The sequence below is a fragment of the Curtobacterium sp. KBS0715 genome (assembly GCF_005938005.2).
GTDB classification, from domain to species: Bacteria; Actinomycetota; Actinomycetes; order Actinomycetales; family Microbacteriaceae; genus Curtobacterium; species Curtobacterium flaccumfaciens.
The window spans coordinates 3,001,180-3,025,121 of record NZ_VCCA02000001.1 but is presented as its reverse complement, the minus strand read 5'-3'; the positions used below and the strand labels follow the sequence as shown (position 1 = coordinate 3,025,121).

Here is a 23,942-nt window from a genome sequence, read left to right as displayed (position 1 = left end):
CGCGAAGTGGCTCTGACCGGGGTTTTCGTATTCCGGACGAAAGCCGTGTCCCTCGCCCGAGGGGCAGACGTCGGGCGTGTCCGCGGGCTAGCCTTGTCCGCGATACGGGGGACACGATGACCGACCACCAGCCCAGCGCTCCACCGGCGGTGACGCCGTGCTGAAGCGAGTCCTCGTCATCGTCGTGGTCGCCGCCACCGCCGGAGCTCTCGCAGTGACCGCGGCAGCCGTGCCCGAGTCCGGCGCGACGTCCGCGTCGACCTCGTCGCCGAGCACCGGTCCGTCCGCGACCCCGACGGCGTCCGCGGCCGGCCCCGCGTACCTGGCCGACCGCGAGCCGACCTTCTCCGAGGACTTCGACACCCCCGCCGCCGCCGGCGGCCCCTTCGCCGAGACGTACCGGAACTCGTGGCAGCCGTACCCCGACGGCACCGGTGGCAAGTACTACTCGGACAAGCTCATCAGCGCCCACGACGGCTACCTGGACGTCGCGATGGACGGGGAGCACGGTGCTGCCGGAACGTTCGGCACGCCCACCGGCGCCTGGTCACACGTCGGTGGCACCTTCAGCATCCGCGCGCGGGCGACCGGCGGAGACGGCAACGGGATCGCGGTCATGCTCTGGCCGACGTCGAACGCCTGGGCCGACGGCGAACTGAACTACCCGGAGGGGCAGTTCGCGGGGTCGCCGCGTGTCTTCCACCACTCGATGCTGCAGGGCCTCGAGCGCCGATCCGAGCACTACAACACCCGGGTGGCCTGGAAGGACTGGCACACTTACACGACCGAGTGGGTGCCCGGGAAGATCATCCGCTACTACCTCGACGGAAAGCTCGTGTTCACGGTGCCGCGCAACGTGCCCACCACCCCGCACCGCTACATGTTCCAGGTCGGCAACTGGGGCGACCCGGGGCACGTGCAGATCGACTGGGTCCGCACCTACGACGCGGAGTGACCAATCCCCCCGGACGGGGGCTCCGAATCAGTCCGGTCGTACGACCCGACACCCGTGTGCTCGCGTCGATGACCCGAACCTCGACGCGGGTGCGCGGGCGGGAACGATCCCCGTTCTGGGGCTGCCCGTCGGGGCCCGCTCGGGCCACGATGAGAGACGAACCCGTTCCGTCGTCACCGAGAGGTCGTCATGCTGCTGTCCCTGGTCTACATGAGCGCGGCGAACGAGGTGTTCGACCAGGAGCGGCTCGACGCACTGCTCGAGCACGCACGGGTCCGCAACACCGCGTCCGGTCTGTCCGGTCTGCTCGTCTACAAGGACGGCCGGTTCATGCAGCTGCTCGAGGGTCCCGAGGCTGCTGTGCTCGAGACGTACCAGCGCATCATCGACGACCCGCGGCACACCGACGTCGGCCTGCTCGTCGAGGAGCGCATCCACACCCGGCGTTTCGGCGAGTGGAAGATGGCGTTCCACCGCGAGCCGGACGCCGACCTGCCCGACGGCTTCGACTCGTTCCTCGCCGAGGGCGATGCGAGCGCCGACACGAGCCGTGCCCGTGAGCTCCTGCGCTGGTTCCGGAACCACCCGATGGCCGCCCCGGACGCCGCGCTCGGCAAGCACCGCCGCTGACGACCCGAGCTGCCCCCGCCGCTGCCGCGCCGCCACACCCCACCCCGCGCTGGTAGACAGGACTCATGACGGTTCGCTGGGGAGTCATCGGCACGGGCGGCATCGCACGCTCCTTCGTGGGTGACTGCTCCGCGGCCGGTATCGTGTTCACCGCCGTGGGCAGCCGCACCCGCGAACACGCCGAGGCCTTCGCCGCGGAGTTCGGCATCGAGCGGGCCCACGGTTCCTACGAGGACCTGGTGGCGGACGAGCGCATCGACGCGGTCTACGTCGCGACCCCGCACGTCCGGCACGCCGAGGACGCCCTGCTCGCGATCCGGGCGGGCAAGCACGTCCTGGTCGAGAAGGCCTTCACGATGACCGCGGCGGAGGCCCGGACGGTCGTCGACGCCGCTCGGCACGCGGGCGTCGCGGTGATGGAGGCGATGTGGACCCGCTTCCTGCCGCAGATGGCGATGATCCGCGAGATCGTCGCCGAGGGTCGGATCGGTCGCCCGATGGTGGTCGAGGCGACCCACCACCAGGCCCTCCCGACGGACCCCGACCACCGTTTGCGCGACCCGGCACTCGGTGGGGGAGCGATGCTCGACCTCGGGATCTACCCGGTGTCCTTCGCGGTGGACGTGCTCGGCGTGCCGACCGCGCTCGTCGCAGCGGGCACGCTGAGCGAGCAGGGCGTCGACGAGCAGATGGGCCTGGTCATGACGCACGCGGGCGGCGCGCAGTCGATGATCCACTTCGGGATGGACCTGCGGAGCCCGAACACGGCGTCGATCATCGGTGAGACCGGCCGCATCGACCTCGACTCCACCTGGTACACGCCGACCACCTGGCGGATCCGCGACCGCGACGGTGCCGTGGTCGAGGAGTTCGACGGTCGCGAGGAACTCGCCGGCTACGAGCACGAGGCCCGAGCTTTCGAGACGATGATCACGTCGGGCCGCCACGACGGCGGCCCGATGGACCCGGACGAGACCGTCGCGATCATGGCGGTGCTGGACGAGGCACGTCGCCAGGTCGGGGTCCGGTACCCCGCCGACGGTCCCGTCACGGCTCCCTGATCCGGCGCCCGTCCTCGACGGATCCCGTCCCCGGCCTGGAGGCTCCTGCCGCAGTTCCGTAGGATCGGTCACGATGTCCGAGCAGCAGCCCACCCCGCGTTCCGTCCCGGAGCGGTTCCGCGCCGCCGTCACCGCGGCGCGCGCCTCCGCCGCACGACGCCCGGTCCCCTGGATCGCGGGTGGTCTCGCGGCGCTGCTCGTGGTCGGCTCCGGTGGTGCCGTCGCCGTCGCAGCGGCCACGACCCCCGACTCCCGGTCTGCCGCGCCGAGCTCGACCCGGACCGCGTCCTCGGCTCCGGACCGGGCGACCACCACGAAGCGCCCGACGGCGAAGCCGTCCCCGACGCCGACCGCCGACGCCCGTGCGGTGCCGGACGACCTCGCCGGCCCGTCTGCGCTGCGGACCTGCTCGATCGCGACGGCTGCGTCGGCGAGCGGCCTCGGCGACTTCGAGGGGTACGTGATGGACGCCGAGACGGGCAAGGTCCTGTTCTCGAAGCACGGCGAGCGGGCCGCCCAGACGGGCAGCGTCATGAAGACCCTGACCTCGGCGACCGCGCTCTCCGTGCTCGGGGGCGACCACCGCATCCCGACGACCGTCACACGGGAGTCCGCGAACACCGTCGCCCTGGTCGGGCACGGCGACGCGACGCTGTCCGCCGGCGGCGGCACCGTGTACCCGGGCGCCCCGACCCTCGCCCAGCTCGCGCAGCAGGTGAAGGCGAAGGTGGGTGCCACCCCGGTCACCACGATCGTCACCGACGACTCCTACTGGAGCGATGCCGACGCCTGGGACCCCACGTGGCCGGTCTCCGAGCGCACCATCGGGTACCAGCCGGAGGTCACCGCGCTGATGGTCGACGGCGACCGAGCGAACCCCGCAGCGGCGACGTCACCGCGGTCGGAGGACCCGGTCGGACGCGCGGGCGTCGCCTTCCGCACGGCACTGGCGAACGCGGGCGTCGCGGGCGCCGGTTCCGCGCAGATCGTCAAGCGGGCGACGACGGGCACCGAGACGATCGCCACGGTGTCCTCGCAGCCGGTGTCGACGCTCATCGGGCAGATGATCCCGAACTCGGACAACACCCTGGCCGAGATGCTCGCCCGGGTGTCCTCGAAGGAGTCCGGGTCGAACGGCTCGGCGGCGTCCCTGTCGTCCGTGTACCAGTCGGCACTGCGCTCCTACGGCCTCGACCCGGCCGGCATCGTGATCAAGGACGGCTCGGGCGAGAGCGCCTCGAACGCCGTGTCGCCGGAGTTCGTCGCCCACCTGATGGTGCAGGTCGCCTCCGGAGCGAAGGGCCTCGGGACGCTCGCGAACGCCCTGCCGGTGTCCGGTCAGTCCGGCACCCTCGCGAGCCGGTTCACCGGCGCGAACGCGGTCGCCCGTGGCAAGGTGCACGCGAAGACGGGTTGGATCGACAGCGCGAACACCCTCGGCGGCTACATCGACGCCGCCGACGGGTCGCGGCTGACCTTCGCCTTCTACGCCATCGGTTCGCCGCGTGCAGCGGCACTGCCGGCACTCGACGCGGTGACCGCCGCGACCTACTCCTGCGGGAGCAAGCTCACCGGCTCCTGAGCCGACGGGTGTTGGATGGACCCATGGCAAGAGCACTGCTCGTCGTGGACGTCCAGAACGACTTCACCGAGGGCGGTGCGCTCGCGGTCACCGGGGGAGCGGCGCTCGCGAAGCGCATCACCGCGTTCCTCGGTCGGCACGGGGACGAGTACGACCTGATCGTGGCGTCCCGCGACTGGCACCACGGCGACGACGACAACGGCGGACACTTCGCCGGACCCGACGGACCCGACTTCGTCGACACGTGGCCTGTGCACTGCGTCGCCGGCACACCCGGCGCCGATTACCACCCCGATCTCGACACCGCACTGATCGACGTCGACGTCCTCAAGGGGCAGGGGACGCCGGACTACTCGGCGTTCCAGGCCCGGACCGAGGCGGGCGTCCCGCTGGCCGAGGTGCTCGCCGAGCGCCGCGTGCACACGATCGACGTCGTCGGCATCGCGACCGACCACTGCGTCCGTGCCTCGGCGCTCGACGCCCGTGCCGCGGGCCTCGACGTCGCCGTGTACGAGGACCTGGTGGCCGGCGTCGACGCCGAGCGCAGCGCCCGGGCGCTCGACGAGATCCGGGCGGCCGGCGGACACGTCGACCGCAGCGACATGGACGAAGGCCTCGCGAACCCAGGAGGAGCACGACTGTGACCGACACCACCACGAACGAAACCACCACCACCACCACCACCGTCGCCGACGAACACGTCCGCGTCGAGGGCGTCCCCACCGGACTCTTCATCGGGGGCACCTGGCGTGCCTCGTCGAGCGGGTCCACGTTCGCCGTGCACGACCCGTCGACCGGAGCCGTCCTGGCCGAGGTCGCCGACGCCACCCCCGAGGACGGCATCGCCGCCCTCGACGCCGCGGCCACCGCGCAGGAGTCCTGGGCAGCCACGGCCCCGCGCACCCGGTCGGACATCCTGCGCCGGGCCTTCGACCTGGTGCACGAGCACGCCGACGACCTCGCGGCCCTGATGTCGCTCGAGATGGGCAAGCCGCTGGCCGAGGCCCGCGGCGAGGTCGTCTACGGCGGCGAGTTCCTGCGGTGGTTCTCGGAGGAAGCGGTCCGCATCACCGGCGACTACCGCACGAACCCCGAGGGCACCGGCCGCGCGATCGTGCTGAAGCGTCCGGTCGGCCCCGTCTACGCGATCACACCGTGGAACTTCCCGCTCGCGATGGCGACCCGGAAGATCGGACCGGCCTTGGCCGCTGGTTGCACGGTGGTCGCGAAGCCGGCCGACCTCACCCCGCTGACGACCCTGTTCCTGGTCGAGCTGTTCCGCCGTGCCGGGCTGCCGGACGGTGTGCTCAACGTGATCCCGTCGAGTGACGCCAAGGGGCTGTCGGAGCCGATCATCGCCGACCCGCGCCTGCGCAAGCTGACGTTCACCGGTTCGACCCCGGTCGGTTCGGCGCTCCTCAAGCAGGCGGCGGACAACGTGCTCAAGACGAGCATGGAACTCGGCGGCAACGCCCCGCTGCTCGTGTTCGACGACGCGGACCTCGACGCGGCGGTGGACGCGGCCATGCTCGCGAAGTTCCGCAACACGGGCGAGGCCTGCACCGCTGCGAACCGGTTCTTCGTGCAGGACGGCATCGCCGACGCGTTCGTCGCGGCCCTCACCGCGAAGGTGGACGCCCTGCGCGTCGGCCGGGGAACCGAGGACGGCACGACGCTCGGACCGCTCATCGACGACCGGGCCGTGGACAAGGCCGCGTCGCTCGTCGACGACGCCCTCGGCCGCGGTGCCCGGCTCGTCACCGGCGGCCACCGGATCGACCGCCTGGGCACCTTCTACGAGGCGACGGTGATCGACGACGTGCAGCCCGGCTCGGAGATCATGACGACGGAGATCTTCGGACCGGTCGCCTCGGTGACGCGCTTCAGCACCGAGGACGAGGGGATCCGGCTCGCGAACGACACCGAGTACGGACTCATCGCCTACGCCTTCACGACCGACTTCCGGCGCGGCCAGCGACTCGCTGAGCGTCTGGAGACGGGCATGCTCGGGCTGAACACGGGCGTCGTGTCCAACGCGGCGTTCCCGTTCGGCGGCGTGAAGTCCTCGGGCCTCGGCCGCGAGGGATCGCACGAGGGCATCGAGGAGTACCTCGAGACCGTCTACGTGCTGACGCCGGACCCGTTCGCAGCCTGAGCCCGAGTCGCCGGGTACGGCCGCGGTGCACGCGGCCGTCCCCGGACTCACACGAGCAGCTGGTGCTTCGCCAGGTCGCGGTAGAGCGGCGTCGACTCCACGAGCTCGGAGTGCGTGCCGCTGCCGACGACGCGGCCGTGCTCGAGCACGACGATCACGTCGGAGTCGACCACCGTCGACAACCGGTGCGCGATCACGAGCAGCGTGCGGTCCTCGGCGACGGCGTCGATCGCGAGCCGCATCTTCTGCTCGTTGACCCCGTCGAGTGACGACGTCGACTCGTCGAGCAGCAGGATCGGGGGAGCGGCGAGCAGCGCGCGGGCGATGGCCAGGCGCTGCCGTTCCCCACCGGAGAGCATCACGCCGTCCTCACCGACCTGCGCGTCGAGACCGCGGGGATCGCGGTGCAGGACCTCGCCGAGGTTGACCGCCTCGAGCACCCGGACGCAGTCGTCCTCGGTGGCGTTCGGCGACCCGAGCAGCAGGTTGGCGCGGATCGTGCCGGCGAGCACGGGGGCGTCCTGCTCGACGTAGCCGATCTGGGCACGGAGCTCGTCGCGGTCCATCCCGCGGACGTCGATGCCACCCAGGCGGATGACGCCGTCGGTGGGGTCGTAGAACCGCTCGATGAGCGCCAGGGTCGTCGACTTGCCGGCACCGGACGGGCCCACGAGTGCGACGCGCGAGCCGCGGGGCACCCGGAACGACACGTCATGGAGCACCACGTCGTCGGCCGGTCGCTCGTCGTCGACGTGATCCGGGCCTCCTGGGCGGTCCGCGGGGTCGGACGCGACCGCGCCGTCGGCACCCGAGGCGTCCGCCTGAGCGCGGTAGCGGAACGACACGTGCTCGAACGCGATGGCGTCGTCGGTGGCGACCGCTGCGGCGGGTCGGACCGACTCGTCGTCCTGGGACTCGGTCGGCAGGTGCAGGATCTCCTCGATCCGGCCGAGCGCGCCGAGTGCCTGGGCGACGGCCACGGCCGCGCCCATCGCCTGGCCGAGCGGCATGATCATCATGAAGAGCAGCAGGATGAACGTGATGAGCGTCGCGATGGTGATGGTGCCGGCCGCGACCTGTGCCCCGCCGACGCCCAGGACGGCGATGAACGCGACCTGCATGACGATGCTGGCGACGGGGACGACGAAGGCGGACATCTTGGCGATGTCGAGGCCCCGCTTGTAGGCCTCGGTCGCGTGGCCGTCGACCTCGCGAACCTCGCGCTCGGTGGCGCCGGCCGCTCGGATGGTGCGGACCGCGCCGATCCCGCGTTCGACGGCGGCGGTGAGGTCGCCGACCTTCTCCTGCGCACGCTTGGAGGCCACCCGGATGCGACGGCTCAGCCCGCCGACGACGACGATGGCGATCAGGACGATGACGACCACGATGCCGAGCAGCAGCGGGTCGATGATCGCCATCGCGACGATGGCGCCGACGAACGTGAGCGCGCCGCCGATCGACTCGATCAGTCCCTGGGTCAGGACGGCCCGCAGGAGCGTGGTGTCGCTGCCGACGCGGGACACCAGGTCACCGGTCCGGCGGGTGTCGAACTCCGAGATCGGCAGGTTGAGGATGCGGGCGATGAGCTTGCGGCGGGTGGAGAGCACGACGCCCTCGCCCGCGCGCTGCAGCAGGAAGTGCTGGACGCCGTTCAGCACCCCCGCGACGATGACGAGCCCGACCAGCAGCCACACGAGCGTGCTGAGGGTGTTGCCCTGCTGCACCGCGGTGATGACCTGGTTGACCAGGAGCGGCTGCGCAAGCGAGGCCCCCGCACCGAGGACGCTCAGCACGATGATCACGACCATCGCGGGTTTGTTCTCGAACAGGTAGGACAGCAGGCGACCGAACGTGGCGCGGGGGCCGTCGGAGGTCTTCGGGCGTGCGAAGGGGAAGCTCATCGTGTTCCTAGTTTCTGCCGTACTTCTTGTGCACTGCCTGTCGGCTGACACCGAGCAGCGTCGCGATCTCCTGCCACGAGGCGCCGGCGGTGCGTGCACGTCGCGCGGCGAGCTCTTCGGTCCGGTCGAGCTCACGGCGCAGTTCCCGCACGTTGGCGAGGGCGGAGAACGGGTCGTCCCCCGATGCTCCGGCCGCGAGGCTCGTGATGGTCGGTCGGTCCACGCCTGTCAACCTACATTGACGCACCGACATCCGTCAACCTACGTTGACGGCGTCTCGCCGCGCTGCATCGGGTGCGCAGACGCCGGCGTCTTCGATCGACGCCGCCACGCGCGCGAGACGCCGCCGAATCCGGCGGCGTCTCGGAGGGCATGCGGCGTCCCGCTGACACGACGGCGTGTTGCGGGGGGGGGGGGGGGGGGGGGGGGGGGAGCCGCTGCCGCGCGACGCCGACTGACGGCTCGCGTCCGCGACGTGCCGCGGTGGTCGGACGGGAGGCCCGTGGGACGTGACCCGGATCGGCCGGTGATCCGCGCCTCCCGGCATGGAAGACTGTGGGCATGCCCACCGAAACCCGCACCGCTGCTGCGTTCCGCGTCGCCGACCTGTCCCTCGCCGAGCCGGGCCGGCACCAGATCCGCCTCGCCGAGAACGAGATGCCGGGCCTGATGTCCCTGCGTGACGAGTTCGCGGCGTCGCAACCGCTCGCCGGCGCGCGCATCGCCGGGTCCCTGCACATGACGGTGCAGACCGCGGTGCTCATCGAGACGCTCGTCGCCCTCGGCGCGCAGGTGCGATGGGCCAGCTGCAACATCTTCTCCACCCAGGACGAGGCCGCCGCCGCCGTCGCCGTCGGACCCACCGGCACCCCGGACGCCCCCGCCGGTGTCCCGGTGTTCGCGTGGAAGGGCGAGACGCTCGAGGAGTACTGGTGGTGCACCAGCCGCATCTTCGACTGGAGCGACGAGGCCGCCGCGGCCGGCGCCGACTGGACCGGGCCGAACCTGATCCTGGACGACGGCGGCGACGCCACGATGCTCGTGCACACCGGTGCCGACGCCGAGGCGGCCGGCGCCGCTCCGGTCGCCGAGCCGGACGCGAGCACCGAGTGGAAGATCGTGCTCGACACCGTCGCGCGGTCGCTCGAGACGTCGTCGGACCGCTGGACCCGCATCGCGGCCGACGTCCAGGGCGTCACCGAGGAGACCACCACGGGTGTGCACCGCCTGTACGAGCTGTTCCGGAACGGCGAGCTGAAGTTCCCGGCGATCAACGTCAACGACTCCGTGACGAAGTCGAAGTTCGACAACAAGTACGGCATCCGGCACTCGCTGCCCGACGGCTTGAACCGCGCCACCGACGTGCTCATCGGCGGCAAGGTCGCCTTCGTCGTCGGCTACGGCGACGTCGGCAAGGGTGCGGCCGAGGCGCTCCGCGGGCAGGGCGCCCGGGTCATCGTCAGCGAGGTCGACCCGATCTGCGCGCTGCAGGCGGCGATGGACGGCTACCAGGTCGCGCGCCTGGCGGACGTCGTCGACACCGTCGACATGGTCATCACGTGCACCGGCAACCTGGGCGTCGTCGGGGTCGACGAGATGCTCGGGCTGAAGCACCTGGCGATCGTCGCGAACGTGGGGCACTTCGACAACGAGATCGACATGGCCGGGCTCGAGGCGCTGCCCGGCGTCTCGAAGGTCGAGATCAAGCCGCAGGTGCACGAGTGGCGGCTGCCGACCGGGCGGTCGATCCTGGTGCTGTCCGAGGGGCGGCTCATGAACCTCGGCAACGCGACCGGGCACCCGTCGTTCGTGATGAGCAACTCGTTCACGAACCAGGTGCTGGCGCAGATCGAGCTGCACACCCGGCGCGAGGAGTACCCGACCGGCGTGTACGTGCTGCCGAAGCACCTGGACGAGAAGGTCGCGCGGCTGCACCTCGACGCCCTCGGGGTGCAGCTGACGTCCCTGCGTCCGGAGCAGGCGGCGTACATCGGCGTCCCCGTCGAGGGTCCCTTCAAGCCGGACCACTACCGCTACTGAGCGCGGCGTTCCTGCGCTTCCGCAAGACACCGGTGTTCGCACGTTGAACCCCTGCGCGCGGGTGTTCAGCGCGCGAACACCGGTGTTTTGCGAGCCGCGCCGGCGCCGCGCGCCGGCGCCGCGCGCCGGCGCCGCGCGCCGCGCGTCAGCGCGGGAAGCCCGGCGGGGGCGCCGCCGCCGTCGCCCCCGCGGCGGTGAGCAGTTCTGCGCGGGCCCCCAGCGCCCGGACGTCCCGTCGGCGCCGCAGCACGACGACCCCGGCCAGGAAGACCTCCGGCGGGACGGGCGGCACGGGGTGCGCGAACGCGGACACCTCGGCCGCCAGGGTCTGCGCCGCAGCCTCGCGCAGCTCGGGGCGCATCAGAGCAGCCCCGCGGAAGAACGCACCGAGACGGTTCTCCAACCGCTGCGGCAGCGCCGAGACGTCCGCGACGACGGCCCATGCCGTCAGTTCCGGAGGCAGCAGCACCTCGGGGTCCCGCTGCTTCGGCAGCCGCTCGTGCTGCACGATCGTGCCGGCGAGCAGGTCTCCGAGGCGCCGAGGCCGACTACCGAACAGCGCGACGAGCAGGGCGACCGAGCCGAACGTCATCCAGAGCTCGAACAGGCCGACGAGCGCTCGGGTGAAGGCGTGCCGGAACCCGATCGCGCCGCCGTCGAGCCGGACGACCCGGGTGCCGGTGGCGAACCGTCCGACGCTCCGTCCCTTCGTCACGGTCTCGACCGCCGCGGGCACCAGCACCAGCACGACGACGAGCAGCACGATGCCGAGCGCTGCGCCCCAGGCCGGGTCGATGCCCCTGGGCCAGAGCCGCGAGACACCGAAGAGCGCGAGCACGAACAGGACGAGGACGCACAGGCCGTCCAGCAGCGCGGCCGCGAGCCGCAGCACGAGTCCGGCGGGCTGGACGTCGAGCGCGACGCCCTCGCCCACCACCAGCTCGTCGGCGGTCTCGTCGAGGTCGCGCGAGAACCGGGTGTCGGCGAGGTCACGCGGCGTGCGGGGCTTCGGCATGGGATCATTCTGTCGGAGATCGCGCGACCTGAGGGGGAACACGTGGACCTGGATGCCTACACCGAGGTGCACCGTGACCGGTGGCAGGAGCTCGACCGTCTGGCGCGTGCCCGGCACCGGTCCGGTGCGGACGTCGACCGGCTCGTCGCCGGCTACCAGGAGGCCGCGACCGACCTCGCTCGCATCCGGGGCGCCGCACCGCGCACCGTGGCCGGCGACCGGCTCTCGCTGACGCTGTTCCGCGCCCGCCTGCGGTTCACGGGGACCCCCGTCGACCCGCTGACCGCGGTCGCCCTGTTCTTCACGCGGCAGCTGCCCGCGGCGCTCTACCGGATCCGCTGGGTGACCATCTGGGTCGCGCTCGCGACGGTGGCGATCGCGGCGATCGTCGCCGTCTGGATCACCACCACCCCCGGTGCGACGGCGACGTTCGGCAGCGACGAGGCCCTGCGCCGGTACGCCACGCAGGACTTCGTCGACTACTACTCCGACCGTGGCCTCGGGGCCTTCACCGCGCAGGTCTGGACGAACAACGCCTACATCGCCGCGACGATGGTGGCGTTCGGCATCACCGGCGTCTTCGTGCCGTTCTCGATCATGCAGAACGCCGTCAGCCTCGGGGTCTCCGCGGCGATCATGCACTCCCAGGGGCGCCTGGCCGACTTCTTCCTCTACATCTCCCCGCACGGGCAGCTCGAGCTCTACTCGGTGTTCCTCGCCGGCGGCGCGGGGCTGATGATCTTCTGGTCGTGGGTGGCACCGGGGCCCGGACGCACCCGCGCCCAGGCCCTCGCCGAGGACGGCCGTGCACTCATCACCATCGCGATCGGCCTGACCCTGACCCTGCTGCTGTCCGGCATCGTCGAGGGCGTGGTGACGCGGCAGGACTGGCCGTGGCCGATCAAGATCGGCATCGGTACCCTCGCCCTGGTCGCGGTGCTCGCCTACCAGTGGGTGCTCGGCGGCCGCGCGTACCGAGCGGGGGAGCGCGGCGACCTCGAGGAGTTCGAGCGCGGCTCCACCGCTCTGGTCGCCGGTTAGCGTCCGTCCTGGTTCAGAGCCGGCCGGTGGCCTTCGCCCGGATGTACGCGTCCGCGACGAGCGGCGGGACGTCCGCCGGTGCGCCGCGCACGACCTCGGCGCCGGAGCGCCGTGCGACGTCCGCCGCACCGTCCGCGTCGAGCAGGGTGCGTTCGGCGGCGGCGCGTCGGTAGACGTCGCGCTCCGCGCCGGTCGGGAGGCCCGGCACCCGTCCGCCTCGCGCGGTCCGGATCGCCGTGGCCGGGTCCACCCCGCGGCGCGCCATCCGCTGGACGGCCGGGTCCTCGATGCTCGTCACGACGACCGCGTGCCGTCGGGACAGCCGGGGGAGCACGGCGAGCAGGTCGCCCGAGGCACCGACGGAGTCGAGGCTCGAGGCGAGCACGACCAGGGCGCGCGAGGTCGTGATCGAGTCGACGAGTGCGGGCACGGATGCCCAGTCGGTCGCGGCGAGCCCGGGTTCGGCCATCGCGAGCGCCTCGCCGAAACGCTGCACGACGTCGGTGCGGGTGGCGCCGTGCACCCGGTCGTGTGCCGTGTCGTCGAGCACCACCAGGTCGACGCGGTCACCGGCGGCTGCCGCGAGGGCGCCGAGGAGCAGCGCCGACTCGATGAACGTGTCGAGTCGGGGTTCGTCGGCGACCCGGCCGGCACCCGCCCGGCCCGCGTCGACCACGACGACGACGCGCCGGTCGCGTTCCGGCCGCCAGGTGCGGACGACGAGGTCCTGCCGTCGTGCGGTGGCGCGCCAGTCGATGGACCGCACGTCGTCACCGCGCACGTAGTCGCGCAGCGAGTCGAACTCGGTGCCGTGCCCACGGAGCTGCAGCGTGGTCTCGCCGTCGAGCTCGCGCAGCCGAGCCAACCGTGACGGCAGGTGCCGCCGCGAGCGGAACGGCGGCGTCACGACGAGTTCGCCCGGTGCCGCGACGACCCGCTGCCGTGCGGCGAGGCCCAGGGGACCGAAGGACCGCACGGCGACCCCGGTCGTGCGGCGTCGACCACGACGGAACGGTGTGAAGCGCATCCGCGCCGTCCGTCGTTCCCCGGCGGGGACCGCCATCCGGATCCGGCGGGGACGGTGGCCGGCCGACGGCTCCCACATGTCGCGGACCACACCGCGGACGGTCCGGGAGCCGTCGTTGGCGAGCACGAGGGTGCCGTCCGCGGTGCTGTCGCGTCGAGCGAGCCGGGGCATCCGCCGCTCCACGCGGACCCGTCGCGGGTCGGCGGCGAGCACGACGTCGAGCGCCGCGGCGAGCAGCACCACCCCGACCCACGCCAGACCGGCCCACCCGCTGCCGAGCAGCACGGTGGGCACGAGGGCGACGGCGAGGAGCGCGACGAACCGGCCGGAGACCGCCACTAGATCGGCACCCGCACCTGCTCGAGCACCTGCTGGAGCACGCCGTCGGCGCCGACGCCCTCGAGCTCGGCGTCGGCGGCGACCCGCAGGCGGTGCCGCCAGACCGGCAGGGTCATGGCCTGCACGTGGTCCGGGGTGATCGCGTCGTAGCCGGTGAGCCAGGCCCAGGCCTTGGCTGCCGCGAGCAGTGCCGTCGCACCGCGGGGGCTGACACCGACGCGGACGGACGGTGCCTGCCGGGTGGCCCGGGCGAGGTCGACGATGTAGGCGAGCACGTCGTCGCGGGCGCCGACGGCGCGCACGGCACGCTGTGCACGGACCACCTCGTCGACGCCGACCACGGGGGTGATGCCGGCCGACCGGACGTCGCGCGGCACGAACCCGTCGGCGTGGCGACGGAGCACCTGCCACTCGACGTCGCGCGGTGGGATGTCGAGCGTGAGCTTCATCAGGAACCGGTCGAGCTGCGCCTCGGGCAGCGTGTACGTGCCCTCGAACTCGATCGGGTTCATCGTCGCGGCGACGAAGAACGGGTCCGGCAGCGCCCGGGCGTCACCGTCGACGCTCACCTGGCGTTCCTCCATCGCCTCGAGCAGCGCCGACTGGGTCTTCGGCGGCGTGCGGTTGACCTCGTCGGCGAGCAGGACGTTCGTGAAGACGGGACCCTCGCGGAACGGGAACGTGCCGGTCGAGGCGTCGTAGACGAGCGATCCGGTGACGTCGCCGGGCATCAGGTCCGGCGTGAACTGGATCCGCTTCGTGTCGAGCGTCATCGCGGCGGCGAGGCTGCGGACGAGCAGGGTCTTCGCGACACCGGGGACGCCCTCGAGCAGCACGTGCCCCTGCGCGAGGAGTCCGACGATCATGCCGGAGACCGCGCCCTCCTGGCCGACGACGGCCTTCGCGACCTCGGTGCGGACCCGGCCGAACGCGTCGCGCAGGTCGGAGACGGCCGCGGTCGTGGGGTCGTGCTCCGGCGCGGTGTGCTCGGTGGTGGCAGGGGGCAGGTCGGTCACGGTCGTGCTCCTGGTCGGTCGGGGTCAGAGGTCGGTCGGTCGCCGGAGGTCGCCCGGCGCACGGCGCGTTCGAGGTCGTCGAGCGCCGCGGTGCCGTCGACGAGCGCACGGTCGTCGGCGGTGGTCCCGCCGACGAGCACGGCACCGACACGGGTGTGCGGGATGCCGGTGGCCTGGGCTGCGGCCCGGACGACCTCGTCGACGTGGGCCGAACGGGGGAGTCCGAGCATCCGGCCGATGCGGCGGACGGCGGCGACGCGCAGGGTGTCGAGGGCGTGGGTGCGGTCACGGGTGCGGGCGTACATCCGGGCACGCCCCTCGGTGGTCTCGGCAGCACGGACGACGACGGGCAACCGCTCGACGACGAGCGGGCCGAGCCGTCGTCCCCGCCAGACACCGGCCGCGACGGCGACGAGGGCGAGCAGTGCGAGGGCGCTCGGGACCCACGGCGGGGCGAGCTCGCCGAGGGTCGGGGCGGCGTCGGGGGTGCCGACCGCCGGGGTGTACCAGACGAGCCGCTCGTCGGCGCCGAGCAGCCCGAGGGCGAGCGCGGCGTTCCCGGCGGTGGCGATCGTGTCGTTCCGGAACGCCGAGGTCGTGCCGAGCAGGGTGACGTCGCCGCCCGGCGTCGCGGTGCGCACGAGTCCCCAGACGCGCGAGCCGCCGTCGCCCGTCGGCGCGCACCGTTCGGCGGCGGCGTCGTCGTCGTCGTCGTCGTCCACTCTGTACCCGGAGCCGGCGGTGGTGACCCGGGCAGCCGAGGCCGCCGCCGGGATCCCGCACGAGGCCGTCGAGACGGTGGCGTCCCCGTCGACCTGGACGGCCGGGTCGACCGGGAACCCGAGCAGTGCCTCGAGTCCGGCGCCGCTCGTGCCGACGACCACGACGTGCCGCGCCGTGCGGGCGATCCGTTCCGCGACGTCGGGGTCGAGCGCCCCGTCGGCGTCGTCGATGAACACCGTGCCGCCGTCGATCCCACCGACGCCGTCGACGGTGTCGGTGACGGAGACAGCGGTACCCCGCTGCTCGAGCACCCGGACCAGGGCGGCCGAACCACTGGCCGTCGTCGAGGCCGGGTCGAGCGCGCGCGGTGCGTCCGGGTCGGTGCCCTGCACGAGGGCGGTCAGGGCGGCGAGCAGGACGCCGACCAGGACGATGGCGACCCAGAACACGACGCGGAACCGGCGTCCCTCGGCCGGGACCGGAACCGGAACCGGAGCCGGAGTCGGCCTGGTGCTCGTCCGCGTGGCGGTGTCGGTCGTCATGCCGGTACCACCGGTCCCTCGGCCCGGGCGGGGCGGGCCTGCCGGACAGAGCGCTCGGTGTCGAGCACGCGGAGGGCCGCGGCCTCGTCGGCCTCGCCACCGAGGTACCGGACCGCGTCGAACGCGGTCGCTGCCGCGTCGAGTGCACCGGCCGACGCGGGGAACGGCACGGCGCCCCGTGCGGCGATCGTCCGCGCGGTGGCTCCGGGCACGTCGGGCACCAGGTCGCGCTCGCCGAGGCCCCTGGCGATCGCGCGGAACCCGTCGAGCACCGCTGCTGACCAGTCGGCGCGGCGGACCGCGCCCTGGGCCGCCTCGAGGAGTTCCCGGGCGGAGCGCAGGTCGTCGGCGTCGAACACGCCGCCGGTCTCACCGTCACCGGCCCGGGCGCGCCGGCGGGGGAGTCCGCGGGCGACGACGACGAGCACGACGACCGCGACGAGGACCACGATCGCGATCACCAGCGCCGTGCGGGCCGCAGCGGGGGAGTCGATGCCGTCAGCGCGGAGCGACCCGAGCCAGTCGAGGAAGGAGCGCGAGGCACGGTCCCACCACGTCGCCTGGGCACCGTCGTAGGCGGACCGGTCGAGTTCGCGCTCGAGCAGGCGACGCGCCTCGTCCGGGTCGACCGCCGTCACGCGGAGCCGTTCGGCGGTGCCTGGCCCGGACCCTGCTGCCACGGCTGCTGCTGCTGACCGGGCTGCCAGGGCTGCTGCTGTTGCTGCTGACCGGGCTGCCAGGGCTGCTGCTGCCCGGGCCACTGCTGCGCTGGCCACGGTTGCTGCTGCGCCTGCCACTGCTGGCCACCCCACTGCTGCTGCGGCGGCCACGGTGGGCGTGCGACGGGCTCGGACGGCGCGAACGGGTCGGTCGGCTGCCCCGAGTCGAGGTGCGACGCGATCCGCTGGTCGAGCGCCTCGGTGCGGATCCGCCGGTCGATGGCGAGGAACGTGGTGATCGACGCGCTCAGCACGTCGGTGATGCACTGCACCGCGATCGCGAGCAGGCTCCCGACGACGATGGCGATGACCGCACCGGTACCCGCACCCGACGTGCCGCCCGTCTGCCCGAGGGGGTCGAAGGTGCCCCCGATGAGCACGGCCCCGATGGTGAGCGGGATGGACGCGATGGACGCGGCGAACCCGAACATGAGCTGCACGAGCAGCAGGATGCCGAAGGTCCGCCAGAAGGCCCCGCGGGTCAGGCGCCACGACTGGGCGGCAGCGGCGAAGACCGGCCGGCCCTCGAGCGCGATGGTCGGGACGGTGAGCACGAAGCGCGTGGCGAGCCACACGACGACGACACCGATCCCGAGCACGAACAGCACGAGCGCCAGCACGAACCACCCGGCGCCGGAGTCGGCGGCACCCATGGCCGCGAACACCCCGAAGAACACGAGCCCGGCCAGGATCGCGAGGACCACGCCGGCCCCGATCTGCACGAGCATCCACGCGACGACGGACCACCGGCGGCCGGCGAGCAGCGCCCACAGCCCCCGGAACGTGGCTCGACGGCCGAGCACCCGCTGCCCGGTGTCCGCGGCGACCGGCGCCACCAGGAACCCGCGACCGAGGTAGGCGAGGAACGGCAGCACGACCGAGAGCAGTGCCGTGAGCGTCAGCGTGCCCGCGACCACCGAGTCGGCACCGCTGCCGCCGTCGAGGGCCGAGAACATCCGCGACTGCAGCGCCTGCTGCCCGAATGTGCTGGCCAGCGTCGAGAGCAGGCCGAGCACACCGCTCAGCAGCACGCTCCAGAGCAGCAGCACGCGGGCGTTCCGGCGGAAGACCGTGAACGCGCCGGCCAGGACGTCACCGAGGCCGAGCGGGCGCAGGGGGATCACCGGACGCGAGCCGCCGGACGGGCCGCCCGGTCGCCCTGGACCCGGCCCCGGGGCGGGCAGCGGCGGCACGGAGAAGCGGGGCGGGCCTCCAGACAGGGGTCCTGGTCCGGACGCCGGCGGCGTCGGCGCACCCTGCTGCCCACCGCCCGGTGTGTGCCAATCGGACATGACTCCAGCCCCCTCGTCGTGTCGGACCGAGCCAGCGATGCACGGTCCACCTCCATCCTGGCGGAAAACCCGGCGCGGCGGGGCCTCGGCTATCGTGTGGGGACACGTGCCGACCACGGCACCCGCACGCCACCCGGAGTCCAGATCACATGACACCGCGCATCCTCGTCGTCGACGACGACCAGGCCCTCTCCGAGATGATCGGCATCGTGCTCCGCTCCGAGGGGTACGAACCCGAGTTCAGCGCCGACGGCAACGACGCCGTCGACGCGTTCCACGCCACCAAGCCGGACCTCGTCCTGCTCGACGTCATGCTGCCCGGCATCGACGGCATCGAGGTGTGCAAGCGCATCCGTGCCGAGAGCGGCACGCCGATCATCATGCTCACGGCGAAGAGCGACACCGCCGACGTCGTCCTCGGGCTCGAGAACGGTGCGGACGACTACGTCGTGAAGCCCTTCAACCCGAAGGAGCTCGTCGCCCGCATCCGGACCCGCCTTCGTCCGAGCGCGTCCGACGCCACCGTGCTGCACGTCGGCGACGTCACGGTCGACGTCGCCGGGCACGAGGTGCGCCGCGGTGACACCGTGATCGCGCTCACGCCGCTCGAGTTCGACCTGCTCCGGGCGCTCGCCGAGAAGCCGAACCAGGTGTTCACCCGCGAGATGCTGCTCGAGCAGGTCTGGGGCTACCACTACAAGGCGGACACCCGCCTGGTGAACGTGCACGTGCAGCGGCTCCGCGCGAAGATCGAGCACGACCCGGACAACCCGAAGACCGTCACCACGGTCCGCGGCGTCGGGTACCGCGCCGGAGGAGCCTGAGCACCGTGCCGCCCTCGACGCGCCCGTCGGGCTCGGCACGCTCGGGCCGGGCCGGCGGGGCCAACCGGGCCGGCCGGGCCAGCGGCGCCGGTGGGGCCGGCGGTGCCACCGTCTCGATCGGCGTCGTCGACCGCAGCCGCCGCCGGATGCGGCGCTGGCTCCGACGCGCCTGGCGTCCGATCGCGTACCTGTGGCGGCGCTCGCTCATGTTCCGCTCGGTCGCCATCACCGTGATGACGACGGGGCTCGCGGTGGGGATCATCGGCACCGCGGTCATGGTGAGCATCTCGACGAACGTCTACTCGCAGCGCCGTGACCAGATCGAGTCGGAGTCGGCCCGGGCCACCATCGTCGCCCAGGGGATCTTCGACGCGGCGACCGCGGGCGAGGACAACAACCAATCCGAGCTCGAGACGCTGCAGAACGAGGCACGGCAGGCGATCCTGTCGAACACGACGAGCCCGGGTGGCACGAGCATCGCGATCGAGCGGAGCCCGGACCAGTCCACCCCGCAGACGCTGCAGACCATCGCCAGCCAGGGCTTCCCGGACGCGGTGATCACCGATGCCCTGCGCAAGGAGGTCGCGCAGAACACCGGTCGGCTGAGCCTGCAGCCCGTCGAACTCGACGACGACGGGCGCCGGGTGCCGGGGCTCGCCGTCGGGTCCACGCTGCAGATCCCGAGCGCCGGCCAGTACGAGCTCTACCTGGTCTACGACCTCTCCGACGCGCAGCAGACCCTGGACTTCGTCTCCCAGACGCTCTCCATCGGCGGTGTGGCGCTCATGGTGCTCATCGCCCTCGTCACCTCGCTCGTCGTCCGGCTCGTCGTCGTGCCGATCCGCGGTGCCGCCGAGACGAGCCGGAAGATCGCCGCCGGACGCCTCGACGAACGCATCCCCGTGCGCGGCCAGGACGACCTGGCGACCCTGGCCCGGAGCTTCAACGGGATGGCCGAGGCGGTCAGCCGCCAGATCACCCAGCTCGCCGAGCTCTCCCGCGTGCAGCAGCGGTTCGTGTCCGACGTGTCGCACGAGCTCCGCACCCCGCTCACCACGATCCGGCTCGCCGGCGACATGCTCTACGACTCCCGGCACGCGTTCGAACCGTCGGTCGGCCGGTCCGCCGAACTCCTGCACGCCCAGGTGGAGCGCTTCGAGATGCTCCTCGCCGACCTGCTCGAGATCTCGCGGTACGACGCCCAGGCGGTGCAGCTCGACACCGCACCCGTCGTCCCGGCGTCCCTCGCCGCGGACATCGTCGACGAGTTCCGTCCGCTCGCCGAACGCGCCGGCGTCGAGCTGCAGCTGGCGACCCCCGGCGGCCACACGACGATGCGGCTCGACGCCAAACGGGTCCGCCGCATCCTGCGCAACCTCGTCGGCAACGCCATCGAGCACGGTGACGCCAAGCCCGTGCAGGTCGTCGTCGACAGCGACGCACGCACCGTCGCCATCGCCGTCCGCGACCAGGGCGTCGGCATGCCGCCGGAGGACGCCGCACGGGTGTTCGACCGCTTCTGGCGGGCCGACCCGAGCCGGAAGCGCACCATCGGCGGCACCGGGCTCGGCCTCGCGATCAGCCTCGGCGACGCGAAGCTCCACGGCGGGCGCATCGACGTGTGGTCCCGACCCGGCGAGGGATCGACCTTCGTGCTCACCCTGCCCCGCAACGAGCAGGGCACCACCGCCACCTCGGCCATCCCGCTGCCCGAGCTCGACGAGTCGTACGACGGCCCCCGCGCCGTGCGAGAGGAGTCCTGATGCGCCACCGGATCCGCCACGTCCTCGCCGTCGCGCTCGCCGCGGTCAGCCTGTTCGCGGTCACCGCCTGCGCGGCCATCCCGACCGACGGTGCCGTGCGCACCGGGCAGACGATCAAGGACGAGTCGCTCTCGGGCGTCGACTTCCGGCCGGACAAGCCGATCACCGGGTCCGACCAGACGGCGATCCTCCGCGGGTTCATCGCCGCAGCCACCGGTGCCCAGGACAACTACGCGATCGCCCGGCAGTTCCTGGCCGCCGACTTCGCCCAGCGGTGGAACCCGCGGCAGGGCGTCACGATCCGGGACGGCAGCGGCACCGTCGAGCGCGCCGACGACCGCGAGCTCACCTACACGATGACCGCCAGCGCCACGGTGGACTCCGACGGGGAGTACACCCAGGCGGTCCGCCCGACCTCGTCGACGCTGACGTTCCAGTTCGTCCGCGAGGACGGCGAGTGGCGCATCGCCTACGCCCCGGACGGCATCATCCTGTCGCCGGTCAGCTTCGAGTCGGTGTTCCAGTCGCACGCGCTGTACTTCTACGACCCGACCTACCGCTTCCTCGTGCCCGACCAGCGCTGGTTCCTCGCACGCTCCTCCACGAGCACGCGCATCGCCAGCGCCCTGCTCGCCGGCCCCGCCGACTGGCTGAAGGGCGCCGTCGTCTCGTCGTTCCCGGAGGGCACCCAGCTGTCCCTCAACGCGGTGACGATCGACAGCGGCACCGCCCTGGTCGACCTGTCGAGCGACGCCCTGCGTGCGAGCACCGTCGACAGGGTCCGGATGCGCGAACAGCTCAGCAAGTCCCTCGCCTCGGTCGCCACCATCTCCTCGGTCTCGATGACGATCGAGGGCGCGACGCTGTCGGTGCCGGACTCCGGGGGAGCGGACGCCCAGCTGAACCCCGACGTCGACCCCCGACCCCTGGTCGACGAGGACGGTGTCGTCGGCTACGCCGCCTCCGGCACCGGCAAGGTCGCCGAACTCGGCAGCGGCGTCGGGGACGCCATCGCCGGCCTCGACCCGACCTCGATCGCCCTGTCGGCGTCCGGCACCACCGCGGCCGTCGGCAACCGGGACGGCGTCGTCGTCGTGCGCGGCAAGGACCGTCTGCGCGTCGATGCCCGCGACGACCTCATCGCCCCCGCCGTCGACGACCTCGGCTTCGTCTGGGCGGGGCAGCGGTCCGACACCCGACACATCACCGCGTACGGTCTCGGCGGCGACCCCCACCAGGTCCGCACCACCCTGCCACGCGGCGACCTCGTGTCGTTCCAGGTGTCCCGCGACTCGACCAGGGCGCTCGCGCTCATCGAGACCGCGGACGGCCCCGGCCTGTACGTGATGGCGATCATCCGCGGGACCGACCGCTCACCGACCTCGTTCGGCGCCCCGGTCCGGGTGCAGGCCGCCAGCGGCACCGCGGTCGACGCCACGTGGGTGAACGACACCGACGTCGCCTCGGTCGGGCAGACGCCCACCGGTCCGAACATCGTCCGCACCACCATCGGCGGCAAGTCGAGCACCCTGCCGAAGCCCGACGGGCGCGCCACCGCCATCAGCGGGGGCAGCGGCGGCGCGCTGCTGCTCCGGATGTCGAACGGCGACGTCCTGCAGTCCACCGGGGGCGGCTGGGACACGACGGGCGTCACCGCCGACGTGCTCGGCGTCCAGCGCTGACACGACGGTCCTCCACACCCCACCCGGCCTGGAGGCCCGTCCACCGTCCGGCGCACCGGCCCACCGCCGTCGTCCGGTCACCGCCACGGTCGTGGGCATGCCCCCTGATGACGCCCCCACCCCGTGGCGCGACGCCCTGCTCGCCGTGCTCGGGCTCGTCCTGCCCGTCACCTGCCTGGGCTGCGGACGCCCGGACCGCGCGCTCTGCCCACCGTGCCGCGCGGCGCTCGCCGCACGGCCCCGGCGGGTCCGGCTGGTCGCCGGTGTCCGGCTCGACGCGGCCTTCGAGTACGAGGGGCTGGTCCGCACCCTGGTCCTCGAACTCAAGCTCCGGGGCCGGGTCGACGTCGCCCGTCCGCTCGGCGTCCGCTTCGGTGCACTCGTCCGTGCGGCGCTCGCGGCGGCCCCGGACGGCACCGTGGTGCTCCGGGTGCCGCCGTCCCGGACGGGTGCCCGACGGCGTGGGTTCGACCCGGTGGTGCTGCTGCTCGCCCGTGGTGGTGTCCGGCACACGGGGCGCCTCGTCCGCACCCCTGCCGGACGCCGGCGATCCGGACCCGGGCAGAAGGAGCGGTCGGCGGTGGAACGCGTCGCCGCGACCGTCGGGACCCTGCGTGCGACCGGTGTCGACGGCCGCGACGTCGTGCTCGTGGACGACGTCGTCACCACGGGCGTGACGATGGCTGAGGGCGTCCGGGCCGTGCGGGCAGCGGGCGGGCGGGTGGCGCGCTGCGTCGCCGTGGCGAGCGTCGACGACTGATGCTCGCTGAACACCCGGTGGCCGCTGTGTGTCCGGTGAGTGTCCGACGGACTCGCCGCCTCCCCGTGACGCCGAGGGTGCGCCGGGTCTAGCCTCGCGACAAGGCGTTCGGGTCGCCGGACGGAGGCGACGCGCCGACACTGGATGGGAGCCGCCACATGGACGTGACGATCACGGGCCGGAACGTCGGGGTCACCGACCGTTTCCGCACCTACGTCGAACAGAAGTCCGAGAAGATCGACGTGCTCGCCGACCGCGCCCTCGCCTTCGAGGTGCGCATCAGCCGCCACCACGAGAAGTCGAGCGGCAGCCAGGGCGAGGACCGCGTGGAGCTCACGCTGATCGGACCGGGGCCGCTCGTACGGGCCGAGTCCGCGGCGTCGGACAAGTACGCCGCCTTCGACCTCGCCTTCGCGCGGATCATGGAACGCCTCCGTCGGGCGCGTGACCGCCGCAAGGTGCACCACGGCCGGCACCGCCCCACCTCGGTCGCCGAGGCCGCGGGCAGCGGCTTCGACGGCATGGGTGTCGTCCCGGCCGACGGCAAGCTCATCGAGGACGTCGCGACCGGTGCCGTCCCGGTCGTCGACCAGGAGACCGCCGAGGACGAGAACGAGGTCTACAGCCCGGTCGTCATCCGGCACAAGGTCTTCGAGGCCGCCCCGATGACGGTCGACGACGCCCTGTACTACATGGAGCTCGTCGGGCACGACTTCTACCTGTTCCTCGACGCCGAGACCCGCCGTCCGAGTGTCGTGTACCGACGCAAGGGCTGGGACTACGGCGTGATCGGCATCGACGAGGTGCCCGCCGGCCAGGCGCCGGCCGCGGTCGACACGGACACCGAGGCGGAGCGCGCAGCCGCGATCGCCTGA

21 protein-coding genes are annotated in these 23,942 nt (G+C 72.8%); 13 read left to right on the top strand and 8 right to left on the bottom strand.

The window, feature by feature from the left end; genetic code table 11:
* The first annotated feature begins 157 nt into the window (after window positions 1-157).
* The 6 genes from FFG40_RS14310 (at window position 158) to FFG40_RS14285 (ending at window position 6,383) form a co-directional block, all read left to right on the top strand.
* Window positions 158-955, top strand: coding sequence for a glycoside hydrolase family 16 protein (locus FFG40_RS14310; protein ID WP_138803798.1), 798 nt, complete (start codon window positions 158-160; stop codon window positions 953-955).
* Between the two features lie 189 nt (window positions 956-1,144).
* On the top strand, window positions 1,145-1,585 hold the full coding sequence (locus FFG40_RS14305; RefSeq protein WP_051596899.1) for a BLUF domain-containing protein: 441 nt from the start codon (window positions 1,145-1,147) through the stop codon (window positions 1,583-1,585).
* A gap of 65 nt (window positions 1,586-1,650) precedes the next feature.
* Window positions 1,651-2,646 carry a Gfo/Idh/MocA family protein gene (locus FFG40_RS14300; RefSeq protein WP_138803797.1) on the top strand — a complete coding sequence of 332 codons (996 nt, stop codon included), beginning with the start codon at window positions 1,651-1,653 and terminating at the stop codon, window positions 2,644-2,646.
* A 73-nt stretch (window positions 2,647-2,719) separates the two neighbouring features.
* Window positions 2,720-4,228, top strand: coding sequence for a D-alanyl-D-alanine carboxypeptidase/D-alanyl-D-alanine-endopeptidase (gene dacB, locus FFG40_RS14295; protein ID WP_138803796.1), 1,509 nt, complete (start codon window positions 2,720-2,722; stop codon window positions 4,226-4,228).
* Window positions 4,229-4,251: 23 nt separating this feature from the next.
* Entirely contained in the window at window positions 4,252-4,872 is a 621-nt protein-coding gene (locus tag FFG40_RS14290; RefSeq protein ID WP_185974194.1) for an isochorismatase family protein, read from the top strand.
* On the top strand, window positions 4,869-6,383 hold the full coding sequence (locus FFG40_RS14285; protein WP_395876467.1) for an NAD-dependent succinate-semialdehyde dehydrogenase: 1,515 nt from the start codon (window positions 4,869-4,871) through the stop codon (window positions 6,381-6,383). The genes FFG40_RS14290 and FFG40_RS14285 overlap by 4 nt, the downstream gene beginning before the upstream one ends.
* 47 nt (window positions 6,384-6,430) lie before the next feature.
* On the opposite strand, the gene FFG40_RS14280 is transcribed toward FFG40_RS14285, so the two are convergent.
* Both FFG40_RS14280 and FFG40_RS14275 read right to left on the bottom strand, forming a co-directional pair.
* The gene (locus tag FFG40_RS14280) at window positions 6,431-8,284 is read right to left on the bottom strand and encodes an ABC transporter ATP-binding protein (protein ID WP_138803795.1); all 1,854 of its coding nucleotides are present in this window, start codon (window positions 8,282-8,284) and stop codon (window positions 6,431-6,433) included.
* 7 nt (window positions 8,285-8,291) lie between these two features.
* On the bottom strand, window positions 8,292-8,537 hold the full coding sequence (locus FFG40_RS14275) for a hypothetical protein (protein ID WP_395876464.1): 246 nt from the start codon (window positions 8,535-8,537) through the stop codon (window positions 8,292-8,294).
* A 308-nt stretch (window positions 8,538-8,845) separates the two neighbouring features.
* Between FFG40_RS14275 and ahcY the strand changes: the two genes are divergently transcribed.
* Complete coding sequence (ahcY, locus tag FFG40_RS14270; RefSeq protein WP_138803728.1) at window positions 8,846-10,324, top strand: adenosylhomocysteinase; 1,479 nt, start codon at window positions 8,846-8,848, stop codon at window positions 10,322-10,324.
* Window positions 10,325-10,469: 145 nt separating this feature from the next.
* On the opposite strand, the gene FFG40_RS17385 is transcribed toward ahcY, so the two are convergent.
* Window positions 10,470-11,339: an RDD family protein gene (locus tag FFG40_RS17385; protein ID WP_138803727.1), complete on the bottom strand. Its 870-nt coding sequence runs from the start codon at window positions 11,337-11,339 to the stop codon at window positions 10,470-10,472.
* A 42-nt stretch (window positions 11,340-11,381) separates the two neighbouring features.
* Here FFG40_RS17385 and FFG40_RS14260 point away from each other — a divergent pair, with 42 nt between their 5' ends.
* The gene (locus FFG40_RS14260; protein WP_138803726.1) at window positions 11,382-12,380 is read left to right on the top strand and encodes a stage II sporulation protein M; all 999 of its coding nucleotides are present in this window, start codon (window positions 11,382-11,384) and stop codon (window positions 12,378-12,380) included.
* Between the two features lie 13 nt (window positions 12,381-12,393).
* On the opposite strand, the gene FFG40_RS14255 is transcribed toward FFG40_RS14260, so the two are convergent.
* The 5 genes from FFG40_RS14255 to FFG40_RS14235 are packed head-to-tail and all read right to left on the bottom strand — an operon-like array spanning window position 12,394 to window position 17,870.
* Complete coding sequence (locus FFG40_RS14255) at window positions 12,394-13,746, bottom strand: DUF58 domain-containing protein (RefSeq protein WP_138803725.1); 1,353 nt, start codon at window positions 13,744-13,746, stop codon at window positions 12,394-12,396.
* Window positions 13,746-14,753 (bottom strand): AAA family ATPase, encoded by a 1,008-nt coding sequence (locus tag FFG40_RS14250; RefSeq protein WP_371836761.1) that lies wholly within the window; start codon window positions 14,751-14,753, stop codon window positions 13,746-13,748. Before FFG40_RS14250 ends, FFG40_RS14255 begins: the two co-directional genes overlap by 1 nt.
* Before the next feature lie 5 nt (window positions 14,754-14,758).
* On the bottom strand, window positions 14,759-16,027 hold the full coding sequence (locus tag FFG40_RS14245) for a DUF4350 domain-containing protein (protein WP_138803724.1): 1,269 nt from the start codon (window positions 16,025-16,027) through the stop codon (window positions 14,759-14,761).
* Entirely contained in the window at window positions 16,024-16,707 is a 684-nt protein-coding gene (locus FFG40_RS14240; RefSeq protein WP_138803723.1) for a DUF4129 domain-containing protein, read from the bottom strand. The genes FFG40_RS14245 and FFG40_RS14240 overlap by 4 nt, the downstream gene beginning before the upstream one ends.
* Window positions 16,662-17,870: a glycerophosphoryl diester phosphodiesterase membrane domain-containing protein gene (locus FFG40_RS14235; protein ID WP_185974193.1), complete on the bottom strand. Its 1,209-nt coding sequence runs from the start codon at window positions 17,868-17,870 to the stop codon at window positions 16,662-16,664. Before FFG40_RS14235 ends, FFG40_RS14240 begins: the two co-directional genes overlap by 46 nt.
* Window positions 17,871-18,187: 317 nt before the next feature.
* On the opposite strand from FFG40_RS14235, the gene mtrA reads away from it, so the two are divergent.
* From mtrA to hpf, 5 genes are all read left to right on the top strand, one after another.
* Window positions 18,188-18,862, top strand: coding sequence for an MtrAB system response regulator MtrA (gene mtrA, locus FFG40_RS14230; protein WP_017888813.1), 675 nt, complete (start codon window positions 18,188-18,190; stop codon window positions 18,860-18,862).
* A 5-nt stretch (window positions 18,863-18,867) separates the two neighbouring features.
* Window positions 18,868-20,625, top strand: coding sequence for an MtrAB system histidine kinase MtrB (mtrB, locus tag FFG40_RS14225; RefSeq protein ID WP_260678885.1), 1,758 nt, complete (start codon window positions 18,868-18,870; stop codon window positions 20,623-20,625).
* Window positions 20,625-22,307 (top strand): GerMN domain-containing protein, encoded by a 1,683-nt coding sequence (locus FFG40_RS14220; RefSeq protein ID WP_138803721.1) that lies wholly within the window; start codon window positions 20,625-20,627, stop codon window positions 22,305-22,307. The genes mtrB and FFG40_RS14220 overlap by 1 nt, the downstream gene beginning before the upstream one ends.
* A gap of 97 nt (window positions 22,308-22,404) precedes the next feature.
* On the top strand, window positions 22,405-23,067 hold the full coding sequence (locus tag FFG40_RS14215) for a ComF family protein (RefSeq protein ID WP_138803720.1): 663 nt from the start codon (window positions 22,405-22,407) through the stop codon (window positions 23,065-23,067).
* Between the two features lie 158 nt (window positions 23,068-23,225).
* Window positions 23,226-23,942 carry a ribosome hibernation-promoting factor, HPF/YfiA family gene (hpf, locus tag FFG40_RS14210; protein WP_138803719.1) on the top strand — a complete coding sequence of 239 codons (717 nt, stop codon included), beginning with the start codon at window positions 23,226-23,228 and terminating at the stop codon, window positions 23,940-23,942.

Bases quoted from the DNA above. Each gene is read 5' to 3' on its own strand.
- FFG40_RS14305 (WP_051596899.1), top strand. From the start codon at position 1,145: ATGCTGCTGTCCCTGGTCTACATGAGCGCGGCGAACGAGGTGTTCGAC.
- FFG40_RS14300 (WP_138803797.1), top strand. From the start codon at position 1,651: ATGACGGTTCGCTGGGGAGTCATCGGCACGGGCGGCATCGCACGCTCC.
- dacB (WP_138803796.1), top strand. From the start codon at position 2,720: ATGTCCGAGCAGCAGCCCACCCCGCGTTCCGTCCCGGAGCGGTTCCGC.
- FFG40_RS14290 (WP_185974194.1), top strand. From the start codon at position 4,252: ATGGCAAGAGCACTGCTCGTCGTGGACGTCCAGAACGACTTCACCGAG.
- FFG40_RS14280 (WP_138803795.1), bottom strand. From the start codon at position 8,284: ATGAGCTTCCCCTTCGCACGCCCGAAGACCTCCGACGGCCCCCGCGCC.
- FFG40_RS14275 (WP_395876464.1), bottom strand. From the start codon at position 8,537: ATGTCGGTGCGTCAATGTAGGTTGACAGGCGTGGACCGACCGACCATC.
- ahcY (WP_138803728.1), top strand. From the start codon at position 8,846: ATGCCCACCGAAACCCGCACCGCTGCTGCGTTCCGCGTCGCCGACCTG.
- FFG40_RS17385 (WP_138803727.1), bottom strand. From the start codon at position 11,339: ATGCCGAAGCCCCGCACGCCGCGTGACCTCGCCGACACCCGGTTCTCG.
- FFG40_RS14245 (WP_138803724.1), bottom strand. From the start codon at position 16,027: ATGACGACCGACACCGCCACGCGGACGAGCACCAGGCCGACTCCGGCT.
- mtrA (WP_017888813.1), top strand. From the start codon at position 18,188: ATGACACCGCGCATCCTCGTCGTCGACGACGACCAGGCCCTCTCCGAG.
- FFG40_RS14220 (WP_138803721.1), top strand. From the start codon at position 20,625: ATGCGCCACCGGATCCGCCACGTCCTCGCCGTCGCGCTCGCCGCGGTC.
- FFG40_RS14215 (WP_138803720.1), top strand. From the start codon at position 22,405: ATGCCCCCTGATGACGCCCCCACCCCGTGGCGCGACGCCCTGCTCGCC.
- hpf (WP_138803719.1), top strand. From the start codon at position 23,226: ATGGACGTGACGATCACGGGCCGGAACGTCGGGGTCACCGACCGTTTC.